1 protein-coding gene is annotated in these 896 nt (G+C 58.1%); it reads right to left on the reverse strand.

Annotated features, from left to right (window positions below; genetic code table 11):
* A partial coding sequence (locus HMPREF1627_RS01995) for a trypsin-like serine protease (protein WP_234305203.1) occupies positions 1-896 on the reverse strand: 896 nt, incomplete at both ends.

Raw genomic sequence — 896 nt, forward strand, 5'->3', positions numbered from 1 at the left:
GGAGTGTTCTCTGCAGTCAGAACGCTTTGTGTATTGCGGCCAGAGATAACGTTGTCGATCCATTCAGCGGTGCCTGCAATGGTGGTGATTGCGGCACTGGGGGACGGCAAGTCCGGGTCGCCATGAGCAGTTCCTGCGGTAGCGAGCCCTGCAAGCTTGCCGTCAACAAAGAACGGGCCGCCAGAGTCGCCGCCCTGCATACCAGCTCCAGAAACTGAGTACACATCCAAGATGGAGGTTTCGATCATAGGCTGTATAGAGCTGTCGGCCGGGGCGTTCTCCATCCCCTCAGGATTAGACTCGGTTTGGCCGGATTCAGGCATTTTGGCTCCCGGCTGCATAGCTTGTGGCGGGACAGTTTCGGTAGACGCATCAGCACCGGTAGGCGCCTCGGAAGTGGATCGCCCTTCAGAACCGGTAGGCGCCTCGGAACCGGATGGCGCGCCAGAACCAGACGGTGCGCCGCCTAGCAGTTCTTTAACAACCATTTTGGCCATTGGCAGTTGTCCCGCTCGCGCCATGGACGAGCTGCTACTCCAACCGTAAAGAGTTCCCGTCTGCCCAGGGGTGGGGATGTCGTGGGAGATTTTCGCTGGGGTAGCGTTAGTGACCTTTTCCGTTAGGTGAAGCAACCCCGCGTCAGACGTAGGGGAAAGAGCCCAAGAGTCGGCGTTGTAGACTTTCCCGGCGATGCGTGCCTGGGTTCCTTCATTATTGACAGATTCCAGGCAGTGGCGTGCCGTTAGCACCCACTGGTCTGCAACGAGCGTTCCGGTGCAGTCACCGAAGTTGCCGATTTTGCCCATCTTGAGCGCGGCAACGGAACTGCTTTCCACATTTTCTGGTGCCGGATCGCCATATTCGAGTGCGAAGGCCGGAGTGGCAGTCATTATTAG

It is taken from the genome of Actinomyces sp. S6-Spd3, from assembly GCF_000758755.1.
Classification (GTDB): Bacteria; Actinomycetota; Actinomycetes; order Actinomycetales; family Actinomycetaceae; genus Pauljensenia.